The organism is Hyphomicrobiales bacterium, assembly GCA_039989895.1.
Classification (GTDB): Bacteria; Pseudomonadota; Alphaproteobacteria; order Rhizobiales; family JACESI01; genus JACESI01.
This window is the reverse complement of record JBDXGY010000001.1, coordinates 89579-108016: the sequence shown is the minus strand read 5'-3', so window position 1 is coordinate 108016 and position 18438 is coordinate 89579. Positions and strand designations below refer to the sequence as shown.

18 protein-coding genes and 1 tRNA gene are annotated in these 18438 nt (G+C 46.0%); 11 read left to right on the top strand and 8 right to left on the bottom strand.

All coding sequences use genetic code 11. The features are described from left to right. Positions 1-21 precede the first annotated feature (21 nt). The 5 genes from ABJ081_00490 to ABJ081_00470 are packed head-to-tail and all read left to right on the top strand — an operon-like array spanning position 22 to position 5722. Positions 22-2730, top strand: coding sequence for a hybrid sensor histidine kinase/response regulator (locus ABJ081_00490; GenBank protein MEP6355143.1), 2709 nt, complete (start codon positions 22-24; stop codon positions 2728-2730). Continuing rightward, complete coding sequence (locus ABJ081_00485) at positions 2727-3191, top strand: chemotaxis protein CheW (GenBank protein ID MEP6355142.1); 465 nt, start codon at positions 2727-2729, stop codon at positions 3189-3191. Before ABJ081_00490 ends, ABJ081_00485 begins: the two co-directional genes overlap by 4 nt. Before the next feature lie 32 nt (positions 3192-3223). Then, positions 3224-3592, top strand: a complete 369-nt coding sequence (locus tag ABJ081_00480; protein ID MEP6355141.1) for a response regulator — start codon at positions 3224-3226, stop codon at positions 3590-3592. 58 nt (positions 3593-3650) lie between these two features. After that, positions 3651-4883, top strand: coding sequence for a chemotaxis response regulator protein-glutamate methylesterase (locus ABJ081_00475; protein ID MEP6355140.1), 1233 nt, complete (start codon positions 3651-3653; stop codon positions 4881-4883). Then, positions 4880-5722, top strand: coding sequence for a protein-glutamate O-methyltransferase CheR (locus tag ABJ081_00470; protein MEP6355139.1), 843 nt, complete (start codon positions 4880-4882; stop codon positions 5720-5722). The genes ABJ081_00475 and ABJ081_00470 overlap by 4 nt, the downstream gene beginning before the upstream one ends. Before the next feature lie 75 nt (positions 5723-5797). Here ABJ081_00470 and ABJ081_00465 read toward each other — a convergent pair whose 3' ends face one another. After that, entirely contained in the window at positions 5798-6499 is a 702-nt protein-coding gene (locus ABJ081_00465; GenBank protein ID MEP6355138.1) for a response regulator transcription factor, read from the bottom strand. Between the two features lie 321 nt (positions 6500-6820). On the opposite strand from ABJ081_00465, the gene fliI reads away from it, so the two are divergent. The 3 genes from fliI (at position 6821) to ABJ081_00450 (ending at position 9220) form a co-directional block, all read left to right on the top strand. Further along, positions 6821-8164 (top strand): flagellar protein export ATPase FliI, encoded by a 1344-nt coding sequence (gene fliI / locus ABJ081_00460; protein MEP6355137.1) that lies wholly within the window; start codon positions 6821-6823, stop codon positions 8162-8164. A 38-nt stretch (positions 8165-8202) separates the two neighbouring features. Next, the gene (gene fliJ / locus ABJ081_00455; GenBank protein MEP6355136.1) at positions 8203-8610 is read left to right on the top strand and encodes a flagellar export protein FliJ; all 408 of its coding nucleotides are present in this window, start codon (positions 8203-8205) and stop codon (positions 8608-8610) included. Between the two features lie 157 nt (positions 8611-8767). Further along, on the top strand, positions 8768-9220 hold the full coding sequence (locus ABJ081_00450) for a paraquat-inducible protein A (protein ID MEP6355135.1): 453 nt from the start codon (positions 8768-8770) through the stop codon (positions 9218-9220). Positions 9221-9326: 106 nt separating this feature from the next. On the opposite strand, the gene ABJ081_00445 is transcribed toward ABJ081_00450, so the two are convergent. After that, positions 9327-9929 carry a GNAT family N-acetyltransferase gene (locus ABJ081_00445; protein MEP6355134.1) on the bottom strand — a complete coding sequence of 201 codons (603 nt, stop codon included), beginning with the start codon at positions 9927-9929 and terminating at the stop codon, positions 9327-9329. Positions 9930-10059: 130 nt separating this feature from the next. Here ABJ081_00445 and ABJ081_00440 point away from each other — a divergent pair, with 130 nt between their 5' ends. Beyond that, positions 10060-12111: a M3 family metallopeptidase gene (locus ABJ081_00440; GenBank protein MEP6355133.1), complete on the top strand. Its 2052-nt coding sequence runs from the start codon at positions 10060-10062 to the stop codon at positions 12109-12111. Positions 12112-12154: 43 nt separating this feature from the next. On the opposite strand, the gene ABJ081_00435 is transcribed toward ABJ081_00440, so the two are convergent. The 6 genes from ABJ081_00435 to ABJ081_00410 form a co-directional block, all read right to left on the bottom strand. Next, positions 12155-12766, bottom strand: a complete 612-nt coding sequence (locus ABJ081_00435; GenBank protein MEP6355132.1) for a DUF1523 family protein — start codon at positions 12764-12766, stop codon at positions 12155-12157. A gap of 46 nt (positions 12767-12812) precedes the next feature. Beyond that, entirely contained in the window at positions 12813-14027 is a 1215-nt protein-coding gene (gene hemA, locus ABJ081_00430; GenBank protein ID MEP6355131.1) for a 5-aminolevulinate synthase, read from the bottom strand. A gap of 282 nt (positions 14028-14309) precedes the next feature. Next, positions 14310-15137, bottom strand: coding sequence for an ABC transporter permease (locus ABJ081_00425; GenBank protein MEP6355130.1), 828 nt, complete (start codon positions 15135-15137; stop codon positions 14310-14312). Then, positions 15134-15874: an ABC transporter ATP-binding protein gene (locus ABJ081_00420; protein MEP6355129.1), complete on the bottom strand. Its 741-nt coding sequence runs from the start codon at positions 15872-15874 to the stop codon at positions 15134-15136. Before ABJ081_00420 ends, ABJ081_00425 begins: the two co-directional genes overlap by 4 nt. Before the next feature lie 12 nt (positions 15875-15886). After that, positions 15887-16324 (bottom strand): hypothetical protein, encoded by a 438-nt coding sequence (locus ABJ081_00415; GenBank protein ID MEP6355128.1) that lies wholly within the window; start codon positions 16322-16324, stop codon positions 15887-15889. Positions 16325-16612: 288 nt separating this feature from the next. Continuing rightward, positions 16613-16687, bottom strand: a tRNA-Thr gene (locus tag ABJ081_00410). 129 nt (positions 16688-16816) lie between these two features. On the opposite strand from ABJ081_00410, the gene ABJ081_00405 reads away from it, so the two are divergent. Beyond that, positions 16817-16975, top strand: a complete 159-nt coding sequence (locus ABJ081_00405; protein MEP6355127.1) for a hypothetical protein — start codon at positions 16817-16819, stop codon at positions 16973-16975. Positions 16976-17131: 156 nt separating this feature from the next. Then, a complete protein-coding gene (gene murA / locus ABJ081_00400; GenBank protein ID MEP6355126.1) occupies positions 17132-18421 on the top strand; it encodes a UDP-N-acetylglucosamine 1-carboxyvinyltransferase in 1290 nt (429 codons plus the stop codon). Positions 18422-18438 lie beyond the last annotated feature (17 nt).

Here is an 18438-nt window from a genome sequence, read left to right as displayed (position 1 = left end):
TAATAGATATTGGCGTGAAATATGGACGATTTACTTCAAGAATTTTTGACTGAAACAACCGAGAGCCTCGATGTCGTTGATTTGGAGCTTGTTCGTTTTGAACAAGAACCAAATAATGCTGGGATTCTTGATAATATTTTCCGCCTTGTACACACTATTAAAGGTACATGCGGTTTCTTAGGACTACCAAGACTAGAGGGTTTGGCTCATGCGTCTGAAACGCTGATGGGTAAATACCGTGATGGTAAGCCTGTTACTGAGGATGGTGTTTCTTTCATTCTGCAGTCTATTGATCGCCTTAAAGAAATTTTGGTTACGCTTGAAGAAGCTGATGGCGTTGAGCCTGAAGGCAGTGATGCTGATCTGATTGATGCATTGAATGCGATTAGTCTGGGCGAAGAATCCGGTGGTGGTGCTAAATCAGATGAAAGTTCTGATGCACCACAAGAAGCAGCTGCTAGCAGTGAAAACGGTGATGAGCCTATAGTGGTACAAGAGATTGAACGCGATTTGCGTGTTGGTGAAGTGTCGCTTGATGAGCTTGAGCGAGCCTTTAATGAAACAGAAGTCGAACTGGATATTGTAGAAGAAGTTGCTAAGCCTGAAGAGGTAGCAAAACCTGTAAAAGCTGAAGAAGCGAAAAAAGACTCTAAGGCTAAAGGCGCGGTTTCCACACAATCGCTGCGGGTTAACGTCGATACTCTTGAAGATTTGATGACGATGGTGTCTGAGCTTGTTTTGACAAGAAACCAGCTTATGGAAATCGCCCGGCGTAATGAAGAATCTGAATTTAAAGTGCCATTGCAGCGCTTGTCTAATGTGACAGGTGAATTGCAAGAAGGCGTTATGAAAACGCGGATGCAACCAATTGGCAATGCATGGCAAAAGCTACCTCGTATTGTGCGCGATCTGGGCAATGAACTGAAAAAAGAAATTGACCTACAGATGATCGGCGCTGAAACCGAACTTGATCGTCAAGTTCTTGATATGATTAAAGATCCGCTGACTCACATGGTTCGTAACTCAGGTGATCATGGTCTTGAGGGGCCAGATGAAAGACGGCGCGCAGGCAAGCCTGAAAAAGGCGTGATTAAGCTGTCTGCTTATCATGAAGGCGGTCACATTATTATTGAGATTGCTGACGATGGCCGTGGTCTGAATATTACGCGTATTAAAGAGAAGATTGTTGCAAATGGTTTGGCGACCGAAGCTGAACTTGATGCAATGCCTGAATCGCAAATCCAAAAGTATATCTTTAATGCAGGCCTTTCGACTGCTGAAGTTGTCACAAGCGTCTCTGGACGTGGCGTTGGTATGGATGTTGTGCGCAATAATATTGAGGTGATTGGCGGTACGGTTGATGTGAAGTCGATCACGGGTAAAGGGTCAACCTTTACAATCAAAATTCCGCTGACGCTGGCGATTGTGTCAGCGCTTATTGTTGAATCATCTGGTGATCGCTTTGCAATCCCGCAATTATCCGTTGTTGAATTGGTTCAAGCTGAAACGAATTCTGAACATAAAATCGAGCATATTAAAGAGACGCCTGTTCTGCGGTTGCGTAACAAATTGTTGCCACTGGTGAATCTCAGCCGTCTGTTGGGTATTAAACATCTCGATGAAGAGAAAGCTGCGGCGGCAGTATCTGAAGATCAAGGCTTTATTGTCGTGATGCAGGTTGGGTCGCAATCCTTTGGCGTTGTGGTTGATAGTGTTTTCCACACAGAGGAAATTGTCGTCAAACCGATGTCAACGGCGCTGCGCAACGTGAATATGTTTTCAGGCAACACCATTCTTGGCGATGGTAGTGTCATCATGATCGTTGATCCAAATGGTGTCGCTAATGGTGTGAGTGAAGGCGTTAGCGAGGAAATCGCTGCTAAAGATCAAGCACAACAAGACGCGATCTCTAACGACGACCCAACCACTTCAATGCTTCTTTTCCGTGCTGGATCAGATGTACCAAAAGCTGTTCCGTTATCCTTGGTTACGCGTCTTGAAGAAGTGGATGTCAAAGAAATTGAGAGTTCAAATGGACAAGAACTGGTCCAATATCGTGGAACATTGATGCCTCTTGTTCATATCAACGCTGATTACAAGCGCAAAGAAGAGGGTGCACAGCCAATGCTGGTGTTCTCTGATGCTGGTCGCACGATGGGGCTTGTTGTCGATGAAATCGTCGATATCGTTGAAGATAGGCTTGTTATAGAAGTTGAATCAGATGAACTTGGATTACTTGGCTCTGCTGTGATTAAAGGCAAAGCAACCGAGATGATCGATATCGGCCATTATTTGCTGATGGCGTTTGATGATTGGTTCACACGCGACGATACAAGCGATGAGAAAAAAGCTCGCAAGTTATTGTATGTTGATGATTCAGAGTTCTTCCACAACATGCTGAAACCAATTCTGCAGGCTGCTGGTTACCGTGTAACAGGCGCGACAAGTGTTGAAGCAGCGAAAGAGCTTTTGGACCAAAATTATATGTTTGATGTCGTTGTCGCTGATGTTGAAATGAGTGGCCCTAACGGTTTCGACCTAGCGAAAATCATTCATGCCAAACCAACATACGGATGCCCGGCTTTATTGGCTATTTCTTCCGTTTGCACGCCATCACTCATAGAGAAATGTCGTGAAATGCGATTTGATGATTTCGTCGCAAAATTTGACCGGCCTGGACTTATTTCAGCGCTTAAAGAACTTTCTAGTGAGCTGGAGCTGGCAGCATGATCGAAGAAAACCACAATTTAAATACAACGCAATATGTAACGGTTGTCATTGGCGAACAGCTTTTTGGTATACCTATTAATAAGGTGCATGATGTTTTCATGCCAGATAGCATTACTCGTGTGCCTTTGTCTGAAACTGAAATCCAAGGCGTTCTTAATTTGCGGGGACGTATTGTAACGGCAATTGATATGCGCCAACTGCTCGGTATTGATGAGCGGGACAATTCAGATACTAAGATGGCCGTTGGTATTGAATACAAGGGTGAGTCTTACGGCTTTATTATAGATAATGTTGGTGAAGTCTTAAACCTTTCAGATGATAGTCGTGAAACTAATCCTGCTAATTTGAACCGAAATTGGTCGAGTATTGCCGGCGGTGTTCACAGGCTTGATGGCGAACTGATGGTTATCCTTGACGTTGAAAAAGTACTTGGTGCCATGTTGGCAAAAATTGCTGCCTAGAAGGGCATCTTTATATAGGATGTAGGTGAAATATGAAAAACTGTCTGATTGTAGATGACTCAAGTGTGATTAGAAAAGTTGCACGTCGTATCTTGGAAGATTTGAGCTTCGAAATTACAGAAGCTGAAGACGGGCAGGTTGCGCTTAATGAATGCCAACAAAAAATGCCAGATGCTATTTTGTTAGATTGGAATATGCCAGTTATGGACGGGTTGGAGTTTTTATCTGAGCTTCGAAATATGCCAGACGGTGAGAAGCCGCGGGTTGTTTTTTGTACAACTGAAAATGATGTTGGGCACATTGCACGTGCGATCCGTGCGGGCGCAAATGAATACATCATGAAGCCATTTGATCGTGAGATCATGCAAGCCAAATTTCAAGAGGTAGGACTTATCGATTAAGGCATCGGGTTGAGTGTTGCTGCTTCATATCGAAGCGAAGTGTTTTAGTGAGAGTATAATGAGTAATTTAGCCGAAGCCCAAGACGAATCAGGATCTGCTGAGCGTAAAGTGCGCGTCATGCTGGTCGATGATTCTGCTGTTGTCCGGGGGCTTATGAACCGCTGGCTATCGGCAGAAGACAATATTGAAGTCGTTTCGAGATGCCATAATGGCCTTCATGCGGTGCGTGAAATAAAAACAGTTCAACCTGATATTGCAATTCTCGATATCGAAATGCCAGAGATGGACGGACTTGAAGCCTTGCCTTTGCTTCTTCAAGCGTCTCCGAAAACACGTATTTTGATAGCGTCGAGTTTGTCTCAACGCAATGCAGAGATAAGTCTTACAGCCTTGTCTAAAGGGGCGCATGACTATATCCCAAAACCGTCGACGAATAGCGACCTGACAACATCGGCAGAGTTTCGTGTTGACTTGATTACAAAGATCAATGCGTTGTGTGTAGGGTCAGGTGGCAAATCAGCAAGTAGGTTTACACGTGTAGCACCTGATCAAGGTGCGGCAAGCCAGGCAGAAGGCCTTGCTAGCCCTCCAGCTATGCGTAAATCGACATCCGCGACTGATGCGTTGCCAACGGTTTCAATTTCAACGAAATCAATGTCAGATACATCGGTTTCTTCTGAGAACTTACGCAAGTTCAATCATGTGGTTCCAGATATATTATGTATTGGAAGCTCAACCGGTGGCCCACGCGCTGTGCAGGAAGTCTTGGCAACAGTTGTGCCTTATATAGCTAAGGTGCCGGTTGTGCTAACACAGCATATGCCTGGTACATTCACGACAGTTTTTGCCAGTCATCTTGATAAGGCGCTTCCTGTTCCTGTTGCAGAAGCTGTTCATGGTGAGCCTTTATTGCCTGGTCGTGTTTATGTCGCTCCCGGTGAGCGTCATCTTATGTTTAAGCGTGGGGCATCAGGTATTGAAGTTGTTCTTGATGATGGCCCGCAGGTGAATTTTTGTAAGCCGGCCGTCGATAATATGTTTCAGTCAGCTAACGATCTATACGGCAAGAAAATTTTAGGCGTTATTTTAACTGGTATGGGGCAAGATGGCGCAGCCGGTGGTAAGCTTATTGCTGATAGCGGTGGCAATATTCTTGTACAAGATGCTGAATCAAGCATCGTATGGGGTATGCCAGGTGCGGCCTATAAGGCCGGTGTTAGTGCTGGTGTATTCAGCCTAGATGAAATCGGCGGCAAGATAGTGCAAGTATTGCAACGAGGTACAATATGACACCTCAATGTTTTGAATTTTTTTCAGAATTTTTACATAAAAATTCTGGCCTTTCCTTGCAAAAAGAAAAAGAATATTTGCTGGAAAATCGTTTAGATGCTGTTTTGAAAAAGCACAAAATTGGGTCTTTTGAACAGCTCATGAGTGTAGTGAAAAATGAGAGCAATGGTCCTATTGGCTTTGATGTGATCGACTGTATGAGTGTTACGGAAACGTCGTTTTTTCGGGACCGCAAACCTTTCGATCTACTTGTTGATACAATGTTGCCTGAAATTCTTGGCAACAGACTGGCTACACAACCTATTCGAATTTGGAGTGCTGCGGCGTCTTCCGGTCAAGAAGCTTATACCATTGCTATGTTATGCAAGGAAAACCCTGGTCTGTTTGCTGGGCGTCGGGTTGAAATTCATGCAACCGATATTTCAGATACGGTTCTGGCTAAAGCAAAATCAGGGCTCTATAGCCAATTTGAAGTTCAGCGCGGTTTGCCAACTGACATGATGCTTCGTTATTTTGAACAAGTTGGCGAAATGTGGACACTTACACCAGAGATAAAATCAATGGTGAAGTTTAAGCAATTCAACTTGATGCATCCATTCACTTCCATGCCAAAATTTGACATTATATTTTGTCGTAATGTTTTGATTTATTTTGACGCTGCGACAAAGTCTAAAGTATTCGAAAAATTGCATTCTGTGATGGCTGATGATGGCTATTTATTGTTGGGCGGTGCGGAAACGACCATGGGTCTTTCTCAAGATCTGCGAGCTGATGCAGACCACCGTACTCTCTTTAGAAGCAACAAATATAACGCGCCGAAAAAAGCGCTCTCTGCCTGATAAATTTTAAATACAAGACAAATAAAAACCCCGTCTAAAAGACGGGGTTTTTATTTGTTCACTATTTAAAAAGCGTTATGCCGTTTGTCGAAGCTCTTCTTCGCTTGGTTCGCGTAACACATAGCCACGGCCCCAAACTGTTTCGATGTAGTTCGCACCATCTGTAGCTGCGGCAAGTTTCTTGCGCAATTTACAGATAAAGACGTCGATAATTTTCAGTTCTGGCTCGTCCATACCGCCGTAAAGGTGGTTGAGGAACATTTCTTTCGTAAGGGTTGTTCCTTTACGAAGAGAAAGAAGCTCAAGCATTTGATATTCTTTGCCAGTGAGGTGAACACGTTGACCGTTTACTTCGACAGTTTTTGTGTCGAGGTTCACTTTCAAGTCGCCTGTGGTAATCACAGATTGTGCATGACCTTTAGAACGGCGGACAATCGCATGAATGCGAGCTACCAGCTCATCTTTGTGGAATGGCTTGGTCATATAATCATCAGCACCAAAGCCAAGGCCGCGCACTTTATCTTCAATGCCAGCTAGACCAGAGAGGATGAGAATTGGCGTTTGTACTTTAGCAACACGCAAGGTGCGCAAAACTTCATAGCCACTCATATCTGGAAGATTAAGATCAAGTAGAATGATGTCGTAATCATAAAGCTTGCCTAGATCGACACCTTCTTCTCCCAAATCTGTTGTGTAGACATTGAATGCCTCAGATTTGAGCATTAGTTCAATACTTTGCGCTGTAGCGCTATCGTCTTCAATCAGCAGGACTCGCATGCCAATCCCCTTAATTTATCCGTTGCAATGTATAAGCCCATACATTCACAAACAGAGGCCAAAACCTTCGACTCAGGACGCTACTCAGAAATGGTTAACAAATTCTGATTCGTGTCCGCAAGCGTTTACGTTTATTTTTATGCTTTTCCCACGGATGCCACAGAAAACGAAATATTTGGTCTCTTATGTAGGGGTGCTACACTATGACCGAATCTTTGTGTTTGCTAAGGTTGTGGTCCTGCAAAATCATTCTACGCAAACTAAATCTTGAACACATTGTTAACGGAAAGAATGAATGAAAGGTTACTAAGGCGGTTTTATATGTCAAAAAACTTAACTTTCTCCAGACTTGATGGGCTTGTGAGTGATGTGAGCCCGGTTGAGATATTTGGTCGCGTTTGCGGTGTGCGTGGTTTGCTGGTGGAAGTAGCCGGTCCGCTTCATGAAATGAATGTCGGTACAAGGTTGAGTATTGAGAGTGCTCAGTCACATGGCGATCAAGACAATATTTTATGTGAGGTTGTTGGTTTTGAAGGCGAACATGCCATCTGCTTGCCATTTTCCTCTCTTGAAGGAGTCCGACTTGGCTGTCCTGCGCGCATATTAGACCGTCAGGCTTCAATTAAACCGGATATAAGTTGGCTTGGACGGGTGATTAATGCTCTGGGTGAGCCGATTGATGGCAAAGCAGATTTGCTCAAAGGGGATGTTGCTTATCCACTTCGCCAAAATCCACCGCCAGCTCATAAGCGCAACCGTGTTGGGGCGCGACTTGATATGGGTGTGCGCTCGTTGAATACATTTGTGACCTGCTGCCTTGGCCAAAGAATGGGTATTTTTGCGGGATCGGGTGTTGGTAAATCAGTGCTTTTATCCATGCTTACCCGCAACTCTGAAGCTGATATTATTATTGTTGGTCTGGTTGGTGAGCGGGGGCGTGAGGTTAAAGAGTTTATTGAAGATGATTTGGGAGAAGAAGGACTTGCCCGCGCAATTGTGGTGGTCGCTACATCAGATGAATCAGCGCTTATGCGTCGTCAGGCCGCCTTTATAACCTTAACGTTGGCCGAATATTTTCGCGATCAGGGGAAAAATGTTCTCTGCTTGATGGATAGTGTGACACGCTTTGCGCAAGCCCAACGCGAAATTGGTCTTTCAGCCGGAGAGCCGCCAACCTCGCGCGGTTATACTCCAACTGTTTTTACCGAACTACCCAGATTACTAGAGAGGGCCGGGCCGGGCGTTGATGGAACCGGCAGTGTTACTGGACTTTTCACGGTGCTTGTTGAAGGGGATAATCACAATGAGCCGATAGCCGATTCGGTGCGCGGTATATTGGATGGCCATATTGTCATGGAACGAGCCATTGCAGAACGGGGCCGTTATCCGGCGGTTAACATCTTAAAATCGGTATCACGAACCATGCCGGATTGTGTTCCAGAAGAACATCGCGCCTTTTTAATTGAAGCAAAAAAACATATGGCGACCTATGCGGACATGGAAGAGTTAATAAGATTGGGTGCTTACCGAACAGGCTCAACCCCTGATGTTGACAGGGCTATTGGGCTAAATCCGGCTCTTGAAAGCTTTCTAAATCAGGCAAAAGGTGAAAAAACATCCTTTACAGAAGGTTTCCACGCTCTTGAGGCAATATTAAACAATTAGATGTAAATTGTAATTTGTATCACGGGGAGTACTGAGTAATGAAATCGCGTGACAGTCTTATACGCTTGAAAAAATTTCAGGTGGATGAAAAACGTCGACAGTTGATGGCAATCGAAATGATGGTTGCTGATTTTAATCGTATGGCTAATGAGCTGGATTTACAGATCAAGTCAGAACAAGAGCGTAGTGGCATCACTGATGTGGGTCACTTTGCTTATCCGACATTTGCGAAAGCGGCGATAACACGTCGTGATAATCTTTTGCAGTCAGCGGACGACCTTTCTGGTCAGTTTGAAGACGCGCAAAATGCATTAAGCGAAGCGGTTGAAGAATTGAAGAAAGTTGAACTTCTCGAGGAGCGCGATCAGTCGCGTGTTCGCGCAGAAGCAGAAGCAGCAGAACAAGAAGAGCTCGATGAAATGGCTCTTCGCGTTGTAAGCCGCTAAGAACGACGACCTTCAGCTGATAACGATGACCGGCTTGTTTAGGCAAAGCCGGCTTCATCGTGTCTTGTCTATAGATTTGACGACAGCAGAGACTTGACGAACAGCTATGCAACCCGCACATGAGCGTTTATATTTAAACCTCAGTTGACGGAGAGGCATGATGCCCGTTTTGCTTTTCACGCTTGTTGTTTCGGCTGGTGTTGCGTTTTATTTAGGCATCACCGAGCCATTGATGGTATTCGAGCGGTTTTTCTTCTTTGAAAAACGGGCGTCGCTTATCGATATCGTGCGACAGCTCTGGATTGACCAATCTTGGCCGCTTGCGATCATTGTTGGTTTTTTTTCCATCATCTTTCCTGCACTAAAGCTTACCTATCTTTTGGTCGCCAGTTTAAGGCCGCAGATGTTTGTCAATGTATGGGGGCTGTCGGCTCTTAGCACATTATCAAAATGGTCGATGATGGATGTGCTTGTGGTGGCGCTTGTGATCGTTGCTACAAAAACTTCGGGTTTGGCCAAGGCAACAGCACAGCCGGGCCTATGGTATTTCACTGCCTGCGTCGTACTAATGGCAATCGCAACCCTATGGGTTCAGCGGCGGGCACGGTGAGACTTTCGGGCACGCTGTTTTGGTTGAGAAGAGGCAGATTTAAATACAGGCATAACCCTTTTAGCTGGGGTTATGACCCCTATAGACCAATTGCTTGTCGACCCTGTCACTCAATAATCGGATGATGCTTGGCTTTATCGCGACCTATATACAGCGCCAAACGCGGGTCGTCGGCTATTTCGACGGCGCGTTTATAGGGAGTGAATCCGCTTTTTTGATAGAAGGGGAGCGCCTGAGGGCTGTCCATGGTGCAGGTGTGTACAAACATGCGTTTTGTTTTGTGGTGATCAAAAGCGCGGGTAATGGCTGCATTCATCAACCAGCGTCCGGCGCCAGTTCCAATGGCGTCGCTCGTCAGGCCAAAATAGGCTAGCTCGATATTTTTTTTGTTGCGCACATCAAGCTCTAAAAGGCCAATGTCACCGGACTCTTTTTGTAGAATGAAAATTTCAAAACCCGGTGTGTTGATCGCTTTAATCAAAGCTTCTCGCTCCAAAGCAAGGCGTGAAAACCACAGCCAATCTTCGCCGACAGCTTTGAGAATTTTGTAATATCGGGCAACGTCTGGTTTAACCATATGGTCAAGGGCAAGGTTCTTTATATTATCAGTTTTTGAAGGAGGACGCTCGGTCATTTCAAGATAGGTTGCGATATTGGCAACCTTGCCACTTGGGATATCTGTATAGCCGTTGAGGTTAAGCTCAATCATTTATGTGGCCTCTTTCTTCTCATCATTGTGCATATTATGCCTCTGATGATATTTCATCTAGTCGCGGCCTCGACAAAAATTTTAAAATACCCATATGTTGAACAATGATTTTTCAACCTTGTGAGGTTTTATGACTGCGACCAATCCGCTTCTTTCAATTTGGGATACACCTTTTGAACTCCCGCCGTTCAATGATATTGAGACGGCTCATTTTAGCGAGGCGTTTGAGGCGGCTTTGTTGGATAATGTTGCTGAGGTCTCCAAGGTCGCTAATAATAAAGAAGCGCCGACATTTAAAAACACGATTGAAGCATTGGAGCTTTCAGGCAATAGCTTGTCGAATGTTGCGGGTGTTTTTTATAATTTGTCAGGGGCGCATACCAATCCTGATTTGCAGGAAATTGAGCGCGATATGGCGCCAAAGCTTGCTGCGCATTCAACCAAAATCACAATGAATGCCGCTTTGTTTGCCCGCATTGATGCGCTTTTTGAAGCGCGTGAGAGCTTGGGTTTAAATGATGAAGAAAACCGTGTTTTAGAGCGCTATCATTCTCAATTTGTGCGCGCTGGAGCAAAGCTAGAGGGTGCCGATCGCACACGCATGGCTGAGGTCTCAAAGCGCCTTGCGACCCTTGGCACCACGTTTTCGCAAAATGTTTTGGCCGACGAGGGGGCTTATGAGCTTGTGCTTGAAAGTGAAGATGATCTTGCGGGCTTACCTGATTTTCTCATCTCGGCGGCTGCCTCTGCTGCAACCGAGCGGGGCCATGATGGAAAGCATGTCATCACCTTGTCACGCTCGCTGATTGAGCCTTTCTTGCAGTTTTCATCGCGCCGCGATTTACGCGAAGTTGCTTTTAAGGCATGGACTGCGCGGGGCGAAAAGGGGGGCGAGAGTGATAACCGTGCTCTGATTGCCGAGACATTATCGCTACGTGAAGAACGCGCCAATTTATTGGGATTTGACACTTTTGCTGATTTCAAACTCGACGATCAAATGGCTAAGACACCAGAGGCGGTGCGTGATCTGCTTATCAAAGTATGGGAGCCTGCCAAGACGCGAGCGGCTGAAGAGGCTATGAAGCTTCAGGCTTTGGCTAATCAAGAAGGGGCCAATTTTGACATTGCCCCTTGGGATTGGCGCTATTATTCGGAGAAGGTGCGCCATGCCGAGCACGATCTCAATGAGGCGGAAATCAAACCTTATCTGCAGCTTGATAAAATGATCGATGCCGCCTTTGACACGGCTGGGCGGTTGTTCGGTTTAAAATTTGAAGAATTATCTAACATGCCGACCTATCATGATGATGTGCGTGTGTTTGAGGTCAAAGATGCAAGCGATAATCATGTGGCGCTTTTCATTGGCGATTATTTTGCCCGTGCTTCAAAACGCTCTGGCGCTTGGATGAGCGCCTTTCGCTCACAAGAAAAGCTGAAAGGTAACATTCGCCCTATCATCGTCAACGTGATGAATTTTGCTAAGGCACCAGCTGGCGAGAAGACGCTGCTGACCTTTGATGATGCGCGCACGCTGTTTCATGAGTTCGGTCATGCGCTGCATGGCATGTTGTCTGATGTGACCTATTCTATAGTCTCGGGCACCAGTGTGGCACGCGATTTTGTGGAGTTGCCAAGCCAGCTTTATGAGCATTGGCTGGGCGAACAGGAGATCATTTCAAAATATGCCATCCACTATCAAACTGGTGAGCCGATGCCGCAGGACTTGATTGATCGTGTGAAAGCAGCTGAGACATTCAATCAGGGATTTGCAACGGTGGAATATGTATCCTCCGCGCTTGTCGATCTTGAATTGCACACAATGCCCGCCAGTGCCGCGCAGGATGTAACCCAGATTGAAAAAGACATTTTGGCGAAAATTGATATGCCGAATGAAATTGTCATGCGTCACCGCACGCCGCATTTTTCTCATGTGTTTTCCGGTGATGGATATTCGGCGGGTTATTATTCCTATATGTGGTCAGAAGTGATGGATGCCGATGCGTTTCAGGCCTTCAAAGAGACTGGCGATGTTTTTGATGGTGACATGGCGAATAAGCTTCTTGCGAATATTTATTCAGCAGGTGGCAGCCGCGACCCAGCAGAGCTTTATGTCGCGTTCCGCGGTCAAATGCCACAGATTGATGCTTTGCTTGAAGGGCGGGGCTTGAAGGGCGCTGCTTAAAGGGCACCGCTTAAAGGCCGTGGCTTGAAAGGTGCTAAGCTGCTTATTTAAACAAGTTTGATAGCCAGCTGATAAAACCTTTTTTAGCGGTTTCAATGTCTTCGCCTGCGTCATCTATCATGGTGTCAATGTCTTCAATCACCGGGTCAATGGCACGGCGTTTGAACGCGCGGATTTTGATGAAGATGTAAATCGCGAGCACAGCTAAGAGAATAAAAAAGATGATATTGAACCAGGGAATCAGTTTGGTCTCTGGCCCATCGACAATTTTTATTTTGACGGCATTTGGAAAGATGCTGAGAAATTCAATGCGCCAGCCATAATGGGTGACCGCAACCCATAAATTATCATCGATCGCATAGGCCTGTGCTTGTGCTGTGATGTTGCCGGTATCAAATTTAAAATATGGAGGCCACGCCCAACCTGTATCTTCATTTCGATAAACACGAGGCTCTCCATTCGGCCATACAGCGTTTACGAAACGGACGTCTTTTGTTGTTGGTGTAGCACCAGTTTGTTTTGAGCTTTTAGTATCTTGTCGGGTGACATCTGTTCCTACAATGCGAACAATATCACGGCCTGGAAGACTGTAGTGAGCAAAGAGACTAAGCCCAAGAATGAGCACGACCCCGAAAATCCATTTGAGATTATTCATGCGGTACCTTTTATGGGCCGACGAGCTTGAACACTATATGACAGGCTTAAGCGACTTCGCGCGCGAGGGCGCATTGCGACCAAAGGTCACTCAAAGAATTCACCAAATGCTCAATCTCTTCATTGCTATGCAAAGGCGATGGTGTAAAGCGCAGCCGCTCGGTGCCTTTAGGGACTGTTGGATAATTGATCGGTTGTACATAAATGCCGTAAGTATCTAAGAGCAAATCGCTGATCCATTTACATTTTACTGGATCATTGACCATCACGGGAACAATATGCCCCGGGTTCCACATATGAGGAATGCCTTTGGCATCTAAGGAGGCGCGAAGGTGGGCGACGCGTTCGCGATGCATTGTGCGCTCGATTTCGCTCTCTTTTAAATGTTTGATGCTGGCGGTTGCGCCTGCGGCAATGCTTGGCGGAATGGCGGTTGTAAAAATAAAGCCTGATGCAAAGCTGCGCACAAAATCGCAAAGGGCATGAGAGCCTGTGATATAACCACCCATGACGCCGTAAGCTTTGCCAAGTGTGCCTTCAATTACGGTGAGGCGGTCCATCAAGCCTTCGCGCTCGGCAATGCCGCCACCGCGCGGACCATAAAGACCAACCGCGTGAACCTCATCAAGATAGGTCATGGCGGAGTGTTTGTCTGCCACGTCACAGATTTCTTTGATGGGCGCAATGTCGCCATCCATGGAATAGACGGATTCAAAAGCAATCAGTTTTGTGGTGTCTGGATCAGCCTCGCTCAACAGGCGGTCGAGATCTTCTGGATCGTTATGTTTCCAGATTTTCCGGTCGGCCATGGAATGGCGCATGCCCTCAATCATTGAGGCGTGGTTTAGGGCGTCGGAATAAATCGTGCAATTGGGCAGTTTTGCGCCAAGGGTGGAAAGCGCTGCCCAGTTTGACACATAACCTGATGTAAAAAGCAGTGCGCTTTCTTTGTTGTGTAGATCAGCAAGCTCTTGTTCGAGCAAAACATGGCTATGATTGGTGCCAGAAATATTACGTGTGCCACCCGCACCTGCACCACACTCATCAATGGCTGAATGCATGGCCTCGATCACTTTTGGATGTTGCCCCATGCCGAGATAATCATTGGAGCACCAAACAGTGACTTCTTGCTCGCCTTTGTCCGTGTAACGGGTCGCACGAGGAAATCCACCTTTGTGGCGGGAAAGATCTGCAAATACGCGATAATTACCTTCATCGCGCAGATCGTTTAGTGCGCTTTGGAAAAAATTCTCAAAGTCCATTACTTAGCCTCATATAATTTCTAATCATTATAATATACTGCTTGGTAAAATAACAATACTGAATCCTATTTTGATTAAAATGTCATTGAAATATAATGATATGTGCTGTGTTCCCATCACGTGAATGTATCGTCAAATTTTGCCAGTCGGTGCAGCAAATGGATTGAATATTAAATTCTGCTAAGAATTCCATTATTTACTCAACCATTCAGCAAGTAATACTCATCATATTATTGGTAGCGATAAGACCAACAATCTGCATAAAAAAGATAGCTCGTTCATCTAACCGCTTGCACCGCCGGGGCCGCCGCGTCGTGCAATCAAACCTTTTGAGGGATTATAGGCCAAGACCGCTAATGAAACAAAGACGATGGTGCAGCTAGTTAATATCAAAAAGGCTTCTCCATTAAATTGTCCGTATAGTCCAAATCGTATGAAATCGACGGCATGGGTGAAGGGGTTGAAGAGACACAGTTGATAAAGAAGCGGGCTTGTTTCTTCCATTCGCCAAAGCGGGTAGAGGGCTGATGACATGAAGAACATCGGGAAGATGATGAAATTCATCACGCCTGCAAAATTCTCAAGCTGTTTGATGAGAGAAGAGAGAAGAAGTCCAAGCGAACCTAACATTAAGCCGGACAAAATGAGTGCCGGTATCACGGTCAAATAACCATAAAGGGGTGGTTCGATTTTCCACGCATAGGCAATAGCAAGAAAAATAAACACCTGAATGATGGAAATAAACACGCCCGCAAATAGTTTTGACAACAATAAAAACCAGCGGGGAAATGGACTAATTAGCAGCGATCGCATTGACCCCATCTCGCGGTCATAGACCATGGAGAGTGAGGATTGCATGCCGTTGAAAAGCTGTATCATGGCTAACAGGCCGGGGGTGATATACACTTCATAAAGCACATAGGTTTCATAGGGCTCGATGATCGATACGCCGAGAACTGACCGGAATCCTGCTGCAAAAATAAACAACCAAACAAGCGGACGGACAAGCGCTGCAATGAATCGTCCGCGCTGTTGCACAAAGCGCAATCCTTCGCGCCAGACGATGCCGTAAAAACAACGGAAGTATTCGGAAAACCCCAATGGCGTCATGTGACAACCTCGGCCTTCGTCAGATTTGTGAATGCTTCAACTAAATTGTTGCCCTTGTTGTCGGCGATAAGATTGTTCACCTTGCCGCGTGCCAGAACATCACCATGATGAAGAATAACAGCGTGATCGTCATTCATGACTTCATCGAATAAATGTGTTGCCCATAAAATGGCAAGGTTTTCGCTGTCGCTCAATTCATGGGCGTAAGCGACGATATCAAGACGCGAGCCTACATCAAGGCCAGTTGTTGGCTCATCGAGAAGAAGAAGCTTTGGGCGATGAAGCAGTGCGCGTGCAATTTCAACACGGCGCAACTGTCCGCCGGAAAGGGTTCGCGCTTTATCTTTAACACGAGAGGCCAGATCAATGCGTTCCAATTCTTTCATCATACGCTCTCGAGCAAGCGCTTTAGGCATGCCATGAAGGGCTGTATGATAAAGCATGTTTTGCTCAATTGTGAGGTCGAGATCCAAGGTGCGGCTTTGAAACACCACTCCAAGCTGGCGCAGTGCCTCGGTCGGTTTGCGCCGTACATCATGGCCGATCACTTTCACCGTGCCGCTCGTATTACTATAAAGGCGGGTGATCAGTGAAAACAGTGTTGTTTTGCCAGCCCCATTGAGGCCTAAGAGTGCGCAAAATTCACCGGAGGCCACATTAAGGCTGACGTTATTCAGCGCTTTTCGCACACCAAAAGAGTGGCTGACATTTTGAATTTCAAGTGCCAAATCAAGCATTGACGTCCTGACTTATTTAACGTTGAAAACAGCGCGCTGGCTGTCAGAGTTGGTGCCAGGAATGTACAATTCAAAGGTGCCAGGCCTGATTGTTACGAAAGAAATAGTGGCCGATCCTTCATCATCAAATTCAAGGCTGTCAATACCAAGTGGTCTGATTTCAATATCAGAGATAACGATTTCATTGATCCAGACGTTTCGAAAAAAACTAGGTCCCTCCAATGCAATTTCAGCGGAGCCATCTGCAATGATCTCAAGACTATAATATTTACCAGACTCCAACTCATAAGATGCCTTGGTCAAAGGTTCACCTGAAGAAAGAGTGATCGGGTCAAGGCGTTGTTTGCCTTTGAGCAGACCAGCAAAACCTTGTGCTGCACTCAGATTTGGCAACCCAGTGGCTAGGAGAAACGCGATAAGGGTGAGGGATTTCAAGAAAGGGCTGATCATAATGTGTCTTGTCCATTCTGGTTTTAGATATCTGTGATGCAATTTCATTTTTCGGCTGAATGTATAACCTAACATGTAATATTGCCACACCCAACGTGAAGCGTCCTTTGGGGGAGGAATGTAAGGTGCTGTCATCCCAAACTTGGGAGTTTAATGAAAATGTCCCGCGAGTAACGGCTTATCTACAAGCGACCTCGTACTGTGACAGGAGTGTGCCACAGCTGAAAATGGTCCAATGTTTAGGAAATGGTAAAACACATTAAGATACTGATATCACAATGGTTTTAATGGTGCTGCCGGGGAGAATTGAACTCCCGGCCTCTCCCTTACCAAGGGAGTGCTCTACCCCTGAGCTACGGCAGCATATCTTTGGTTTGTTACCTAAGTGAGCTTCGTTTGCCATAGGGTTCAAGAATGCGCAAGCTTGAAAGCGGTTGATCCTTATAATTTTCCAAACTTGACAAGCAAGCCGCATCTGGTGATACCAAAAACATGGCTGAGACTAAGGAAGAACGTGAAAAAAGACTAGCGGAGGCGCTTCGAGAGAATTTGAAGCGGCGAAAATCGCAACGACAGGAAGTTAAAAGCGATGTCAGCGACCCGGATCAGCGCCTTTTTCGCGAAAAGCCGATCAAACCTGATAAGAAATAGCTGAAAACAGGCGTGGGTATTAACAACAATCCACGGCTTGCCTTGATTTACACCCTTTGGTGCGTTAGTCGCAGTTCAGCATATTTTCAATGAGGCAATAAGATTGTTCATCCGGGCTCTTTTTGTGCTTTTGACCAACATTTCTGTGAGATTTTAATGGATAGTATTCGTATAATTGGCGGCGGTGAATTGAATGGATCGATTCCAATATCTGGAGCAAAAAATGCGGCACTGCCGTTAATGATTGCAAGTTTATTGACGGACGGCACTTTGACCCTCGATAATTTGCCGCGGTTGCGCGATGTTGAGCAGCTCACACGCATTTTGGTTAATCAGGGGGTGAATTACTCTGTTGATGGCAAACGCCCTGGTGCTGACATGATGAAAGGGCAGCGGGTTCATTTCACGGCGAAAGATATCGTTGATACGACAGCACCTTATAATCTTGTGTCAAAGATGCGGGCGAGCTTCTGGGTGATCGGGCCTATTTTGGCACGGATGCATGAGGCTAAAATTTCTCTGCCGGGCGGCTGCGCCATTGGCACGCGGCCTGTTGACTTCTTTATTGATGGTTTGAGAGCGCTTGGCGCTGATATCGAGATCGAACAGGGCTATGTGCTTGCTAAAGCAAAAGGCGGTCTTGTCGGTAATCGTATTGTTATGCCTGCGGTTTCTGTTGGCGCGACCCATACATTGATGATGGCGGCGACGCTTGCTAAAGGCGAGACTGTGATTGAAAATGCAGCGCGTGAACCAGAGGTACTTGATCTTGCTACCTGTCTTAGCAAAATGGGCGCAAAAATTTCAGGTGCTGGTACATCGACCATTACCATTGAAGGCGTTGATGAGCTTTATGGGGCACACCATATGGTTTTGCCTGATCGCATTGAAACGGGCACTTATGCGATGGCTGTCGCAATGACTGGTGGTGATGTGATGCTAGAGGGCGCACGCGGTAATTTGTTGCGCGCAGCGCTTGATACATTGATTGAAACCGGCGCAGAAATTACCGAGACGAATGAGGGCATTCGTGTGCGTAGAAATGGTAACGGCATCGAAGCTGTTGATGTGCGTACTGATCCGTTCCCTGGCTTCCCGACTGATTTGCAGGCGCAGTTCATGGCCTTGATGACGAAAGCAAAAGGCACCTCGCGGATCACGGAAACTATTTTTGAAAATCGATTTATGCATGTTCAAGAGCTTGCGCGATTGGGTGCGAAAATTTCGCTTGATGGGCAAGTTGCCACTGTTGAAGGTGTGGAACAACTGACCGGTGCTGAAGTTATGGCGACGGATTTGAGAGCTTCCGTTTCACTGGTTATTGGCGGTTTGGTGGCTGAGGGTGAGACAACTGTGAACCGCGTTTATCATTTAGATCGTGGATTTGAACAACTTGAAGATAAACTTACAGCCTGTGGCGCACAAGTGATGCGGATTTCTGAGTAAGCGTTTTAAAAGTTGTT